This is a genomic window from Cryobacterium algoricola, from assembly GCF_004402485.1.
Lineage (GTDB): Bacteria > Actinomycetota > Actinomycetes > Actinomycetales > Microbacteriaceae > Cryobacterium > Cryobacterium algoricola.
Genome location: NZ_SOFG01000022.1, coordinates 104,994 through 111,416 on the forward strand (window position 1 = coordinate 104,994; position 6,423 = coordinate 111,416).

Below are 6,423 nucleotides of genomic sequence, written 5' to 3' on the forward strand. Positions count from 1 at the left end.
GAGAGTCACTTCAGGCTGACGCTCGCTGCGCACCCCGGTGCGGCCTACTGCGGACCCGGAGGTTTTTCTCCGGGTCCGCAGGCCTGTTCGTCTGGAGTACACCGGCCGTTCAAGAACGGCTGGTCGAATATTCGGAGTAGAGTCAGTCGACTCAACGATGAGTGCCACACAGTCCCGACGAATGGAAAGTTCATTTGAACCTGCGAACGGCCGAATACCCCAGGCCGGACTATTTCCTGCTCCATCTCAGCGACACTCACGTTCTGGCCAATGGCGGCAGGCTCTACGACCGGGTCGACAGCGCCCGGCACCTGGCCGAACTCTTCGCCGAGGTCGAAGCCTCGTCTGGCCGCCCCGATGCCATCATCATCACCGGCGATCTGGCCGACAAGGGTGAAGCGGATGCCTATGCCCTGGTCCGAAGCATCGTCGAGCCGGCCGCCGCTCGCCTCGGCGCCCGCGTCATCTGGGTGATGGGCAACCACGACAGCCGCCCGGCCTTCCGCGCGGAACTCCTCGACCAGCCCTCGTCGACGGCACCGATCGACCGCGTCGACTACATCGGCGGCCTCAGAATCATCACGCTCGACACCTCGGTGCCCCACCACCACTACGGCACAGTCACCGATGCCCAGCTCGCCTGGCTCACCGGGGAACTGAGCGTTCCCGCGCCCGACGGCACCATCCTCGCGATGCACCACCCGCCCGTCCCGAGCGTGCTCGACCTCGCCGTCTCCGTCGAGCTCCGCGGCCAGGACCGCCTCGCCAGGGTGCTCCGCGGCACGGATGTCCGCAGCATCCTCGCCGGGCACCTGCACTATTCCTCGACCGCGATGTTCGCCGGCATCCCCGTGTCGGTGGCCTCGGCCACGTGCTACACGCAGGACCTCAACGTGCCCGTCGGCGGCACCCGCGGCCGCGACGGCGCCCGCGCGTTCAACCTCGTGCACGTCTACCCCGACACCGTGCTGCACTCGGTCGTGCCGCTCGGCAGTTACGCTCCGCTCGACTACATCGACCCGGAGGAGAGCGCCCGCCGCCTCGCCGAGTCGGGCATCACGATCATGGACGCGGGTACTCTGCCAGCGCTCCGCGAGCCGCCGATGACCACGCCGATCCCGGTTCTGCGCTAAACGGGCCGGTCCGGGGCGCACCGCCGGCGTCACCGACCCCGCCGTTGACCGCGGTCGCGCCCGCGGCGGCCGCGGCGGGCGCGACGCTCGTCGTGACCTGCGCCTCGCGCTCCCACGGTGCGACGATCGGGAAGTACTGCTCGAGGAACTCGGTCACGGCCGCGCGGCGCACGTCGTCGGAGATCTCGGGGAAGCTACCGTCGTTGAGGCAGAACATGTCCTGGTCGCGGCGCTTGCGAAGCTTGTTCATCTGGCGCAGGGCGAGTTTGAGCGTCGTCTCGATGTAGAGCGACCTCGCCTGGGTTTGCTCGACCGCGCGCCCGGTGGTCAGCGCGTAGTAGTGGTACAGCGAGTTCGTCACGGAGATGTCGGTCGCCGAACGGAACTGGCTCGCCGCGGTCCGGGCGAAGTCCTCCGGGAACTCGGCCTCGAGCTCGAACAGCACGCTCTTCCGCATCGGCACCGCCGTGTGCTCGAGGTGACGGGTGGTGACCTTGCCGAAGCGCTCGCGGAGCAGCGCCCGGTTGACCCGGGCGGCGTTCTCGAACCCGCTGCGGCTCGGGTCGTTCTCGCCGAGGCCGATCCGGGTGGCCGCCTCGATGAATTTGGTGACGCCGCCGGGCGAGAAGAACAGTTCCGGGCCAATCGGACGGCCGAAGAACATGTCGTCGTTGGAGTACAGGAAGTGCTCGGCGAGCCCGGGGATGTGGTGCAGCTGGCTTTCCACGGCGTGCGAGTTGTGGGTCGGCAGCACGCTCGGGTCCGGGAAGAAGTCCTCGCTCCGCATGATCGTGACGCGCGGGTGCTCGGCGAGCCACTCGGGTGCCGGGGAGTCGGTCGCGATGAAGATGCGGCGCACCCAGGGTGCGAACATGTAGACGCTGCGCAGGGCGTACTTGAGCTCGTCGATCTGCCGGAACCGGGCGTCGGACTCGTCGCCGCTGCCGACGACGTATGCCTTCATCCGCTTGGCACGTTCGCGCTGGAAGTCGCTCGAGGAGCCGTCGACCCAGGAGAAGACCATGTCGATGTCGAAGCTCACGTCACTCGCGAGATCGTCGAACATGTGCTGCAGAGTGCGCCAGGTGCGCCCGAACAGGGTGATCGTGGTCTCGCGGGCCTCGCCACGCGGCATCCGCCTGCGCATCAGCGAATTCTCGACCGGGGCGACGATCTCGTCTTCTCCGAAGAACCAGAGTTCGAACTGGAATGCGGTCTCGGCACCGTACCGGAGGCGGCCGATCGGTTCGATGCGCGGGCGGTAGACCCGGAAGACGGATGACTTGCGCAGGGTGGTGAGGGCGCCGTCGGCGAGGAGGAGCGGCTGGGTGAGGTGCCCGTCGAGGGGCTTCGCGTAGAAGGGGTCGTTCGAGAACGCCTCGGCGAGCGCGCGGGTGATGTGCTTGCGGCGCTTGCGGTCGACGGCGAGCACCGGGCGGTCGTGGTCGCCGCGGACGAGCAGGAAGTCGATGCCGGCGGCGTCGAGGGCGTGCGCCACGGCGAGCAGGTCCCTGACCATGGACTCGTGCGGGGTGAAGTGGCCGTTGATCAGGGCGATTTCACCCTTGCGCACGACGACGTCTTCGCGGTCGAAGCGGCGGGTGCGGGCGTCCGGGGATAGCAGCACGAGTTCGGGTTCCTGGCTCAGCGAGAGCACCGGGACGGCCGGGGTCACCGGGACGATCGGCTGCTCTGCGGCTGAACGATCGACGGTAACCATGGTCCTCCTCGGGAAATTGGGAACGCTCATCCACGAGGCAACCGTGTGTTGCCGGGGAGAGTGCGTCCGGTACGTGCCGGCGGCCGCGACCCGGTCTGAGCCGGGAACCGGCAGCCGACAGCAAGCGGTAGCGTTCCTTCCAGTCTACGTTGCCCGGCGACCGGCCCCGATGGCGCCCGCCGCTCCCGGAGGCGGCTCAGCGCGCGCTGATGCCGATCAGGCCGATGATGAGGGCCATCACCTCGAGGGTGACGAGTTCGTGGGCGAGGTTCAGCACGGTGAGCCCCGCGGGGCGCCGGTCGAAGACGTCGTGGGTGACCATCCGGGCCGCGGTGAAGCCGGCCCAGAGGATCAGCGCGGTCAGCAGCGCATTGGCGAGGAAGCTGCCGCCGTAGAAGTTCTGCGTGATCGCGATGGCGCCGGCGAGCACCCAGGCGGTCACGAAGCTGACGAGCACGGTGATGACGAGGGGCGCGACCGCGTTGGCGCGCATGCTCTCCTCATCGTGGCCGACCGCGCGCATCCAGTACGCGCCGAAGACGCGCCGCGAATACCAGATCGACCCGACGGCCATGCTCGACGCGGTGGCCAGGAGTACGGCCCAGATGTTGATCTCGGGAACCATGGGGGATCCTCTCGCTGATTCCGCCGGCGGCGGAGGGGATGGCTCCGATGTTAGAGCGAAGCGAGCCCGTCGGGAGCGGTCTCCCCGGATGTCTCCCCGATCGTTAACTCCGCGGGGTCGGTCGCCGGAACTCGGCAGACGAACTCACGGCAGAGGTAGGCCGTCGGCAGGTCGCGGAGCGGCACCCGGCCGGCGAAGAGCTCGAATCCCGCCGCCGCGAGCGTCCGGGCCTGGGCCGCGGTGACGGATGCGACGAGGCCGGTGGCCCACCGCCTCGCGCTGTCCATGAGCGCCGTCGGGCTCACGGCAGCGGGCAGATCGAAGAAGAAGGGTGCAGCCGAGAAGTCGGGCTCCCCCGGCTCGTCGAGGTCGCCAGGGTCGCCGGGCCCCCGCCGGCCGGGGTCGGGGTCTGGCGAAACGATCACCAGCTGTTCCACGGGAGCGAGCAGTGCGGAGCAGAGCTGCAGCACGGCACCGAACGCGAGCGGGCGTTCGGTGGCGCGGGCGAGGAACGGGACGACGGCGGTGACGGCCGCATCCCGGTACCCGTCCACCCCCGTCGTCAGGTACAGCAGCTGCGCGGCGCCCGCGGCGGCGGAGCGCCCGGACGGGTACGCGCCCTCAGAGGGGTCGACTTCGAGGGCGAGCCCCTGGCCGACCAGCACGGGATCGGAGCCGGCCGGGACCCGGAACCGTGTCGCCGCCGCGTCTGTCGCCGCCGTGTCGGTCGCCGCCGTGTCGGTCGCCGCCGTGTCGGTCGGCGACGCTAGCGTGCTGTCCACCAGGAGGCGCGCCGCGGACGCGTAGCGTTCCTCTCCCGTCACGAGTGCCAGTTCGAGGAGTCCCTGTGCGAACATCCCGTAGTCCTCCAGAGTGGCCCGCGCCGTCGACATGCGGCCGGCGATGGAGGCGCGTGCGAGCTCCGGCCTGTCCCCCGCCGACGGCATGGTGAGGTGCCGGGACAGCAGGTAATCGGCGGCGCGGAGCGCGGCATCCGTGTACCGGGGTTCGTCGAAGACGAACCCGGCCCGGGCGAGCGCGGCGATGGCGAGGCCGTTCCAGCCTGTGAGCACCTTCTCGTCGAGGGCGGGACGGGGCTGCGTGCGCCGGGCGTCGATGTCGAGGGCGTAGTAGCCGCCCTCGACGCGGCGTCCGGCGACGGTGCTCTCGGAATCCTGGGCGCTCGCGAAACCGCCGTCGGGCAGTTGCAGCACGGAGAGGAGGAAGCCGGCGACGCCCTCTGCGACCGTGCGCGCCCACTGTTCACCGGTCAGTCTCCAGGCCCGGGTGTAGAGATCGAGGAGCTGGGCGTTGTCGTAGAGCATCCGTTCGAAGTGCGGTTCGCTCCAGTCCCGGTTGACCGCGTAGCGGAAGAATCCGCCCTCCACGGGGTCCCGCAGCGGGGAGGCGCCCATCCGCTTGAGGGTGCGCAGGGCGAGGCTGCGGCCGGCCGGGCGGTCGAGCAGGAACCCGAGGGCCGGGGCGACGGGGAACTTCGGTGCGCCGCCGAAACCGCCGTACCGGGTGTCCTCGGTCGCGGCAAGGCCCTCGACGATGCCGTCCAGCACCCTGCTCTGCGGCAGCCGTCGTAGCGTGCGGTCCCCGACGTCGTTCCCGCCGACGCCGTGCCCGCCAACGTGCCCATCGCCGTCGTGGCCGCTGCCGTCATGGTCGTCCCCGTCGTGGCCGCCGCCGTCATGGTCGTCGCCCCGGAAACCGTCGACGGCGGCATCGGCGAGCTCCTGCTGCCGGGCGGCCGCGGCGAGCGCGTCTGCGACGAGAGCACCGGTCTCGGTGACCTCGGCGCGGCGGACGGTCCAGGCATCCGTGACGGCTTCGAGCACCTGCCGGAATGCCGGTCGGCCGGGAACGGCGATCGGCGGGAAGTAGGTGCCCGCGTAGAAGGCGCGCCCCTCGGGGGTGACGAAGACGTTGAGCGGCCAGCCGAGACCGTCGACGAAGGCGCTTGCCGAGGCGAGGTAGGTCGCGTCGACCTCGGGATGCTCCTCCCGGTCGACCTTGATGCTCACGAAGTGCGCGTTGAGGTAGGCGGCGAGTTCGGGGTCGCTGAAGCTCTCCCGCGCCATCACGTGGCACCAGTGGCAGGTCGAGTATCCGATCGACACGAGCAGCGGCAGGTCACGTTTCCGGGCCTCGGCGAAGGCCTCCTCGCCCCAGCCGTGCCAGTCGACCGGGTTGTCGGCGTGGGAGCGCAGGTACGGGCTGATCGCATCGGCGAGACGATTCGGCATGGTCCCATTGTGCCCCGACCCCGCAAGATCGAACCGGACCGGCGGAGCCGCGCGCGCGTGGTTCCCGACTCGTTACAGTGGACACACCTCGACCGCTGGGAGCTGCGGGATGACATCGGAGTCTGTGGCACAACGGCTGCACGCCGCAGCCGCGGCGGATGCCGCCCTCGCCTCCGATCTCCGCGCCGCCTACCGGGGCAGGCACGACGTTCTCGACGCCCTGTGGTGGCGGGCGCACCCGCTCACCGCGACCCCGGGCGGGCGGCCGGATCCCGCCGCGGAGCTGCCCCGGTTGCAGGCTGCGGTGTACGCGCGGCCCGGCCCGGACGGGTCCCTCGTCGAGAGCGAACGGCGACTCGGTGACCTCACGGCCCGGCTGCGGCAGGACGATGCGGACCTCGACGCGGTGCTGCTGCTGTTCCCCGACGGCGCCCTCCCCGCCAGCTCCCCGGGTGCGCCGCATTCTGCCGGCAGTCCGCGCGCTCCCGGCGGTCACGGCGGCTCGAGCGCCCCCGGCGCTCCGAATGCTCCCGACGGTCACGGAAGCTCGGGCGCACCCAGCACTCCTGGCACTCCCGGCACTCCCGGCGGCCCCGGCACTCCCGGCGCTCCAGGCGCTCACGGCGGCCCCGGAGGCCCCGGCGGCTCGGGCGCACCGGTTGGCACGTCCGACGCCGACGGGAGCGCGCAGCC

At 70.7% G+C, this 6,423-nt stretch carries 4 protein-coding genes and 1 pseudogene; 2 read left to right on the forward strand and 3 right to left on the reverse strand.

The window, feature by feature from the left end:
- Positions 1-194 precede the first annotated feature (194 nt).
- Entirely contained in the window at positions 195-1,133 is a 939-nt protein-coding gene (locus E3O44_RS16005; RefSeq protein ID WP_174775094.1) for a phosphodiesterase, read from the forward strand.
- On the opposite strand, the gene E3O44_RS16010 is transcribed toward E3O44_RS16005, so the two are convergent.
- The 3 genes from E3O44_RS16010 to E3O44_RS19690 all read right to left on the reverse strand — a co-directional run bounded on the left by E3O44_RS16010 (position 1,063) and on the right by E3O44_RS19690 (position 5,730).
- The gene (locus tag E3O44_RS16010) at positions 1,063-2,853 is read right to left on the reverse strand and encodes a stealth family protein (protein WP_134535772.1); all 1,791 of its coding nucleotides are present in this window, start codon (positions 2,851-2,853) and stop codon (positions 1,063-1,065) included. The genes E3O44_RS16005 and E3O44_RS16010 overlap by 71 nt on opposite strands.
- 196 nt (positions 2,854-3,049) lie before the next feature.
- The gene (locus E3O44_RS16015) at positions 3,050-3,478 is read right to left on the reverse strand and encodes a DUF1761 domain-containing protein (protein ID WP_134535773.1); all 429 of its coding nucleotides are present in this window, start codon (positions 3,476-3,478) and stop codon (positions 3,050-3,052) included.
- A 50-nt stretch (positions 3,479-3,528) separates the two neighbouring features.
- Entirely contained in the window at positions 3,529-5,730 is a 2,202-nt protein-coding gene (locus E3O44_RS19690; RefSeq protein WP_241976380.1) for a thioredoxin domain-containing protein, read from the reverse strand.
- Between the two features lie 109 nt (positions 5,731-5,839).
- On the opposite strand from E3O44_RS19690, the pseudogene E3O44_RS19310 reads away from it, so the two are divergent.
- Positions 5,840-6,423 (forward strand): annotated as a pseudogene (locus E3O44_RS19310) (hypothetical protein); the annotation flags it as partial.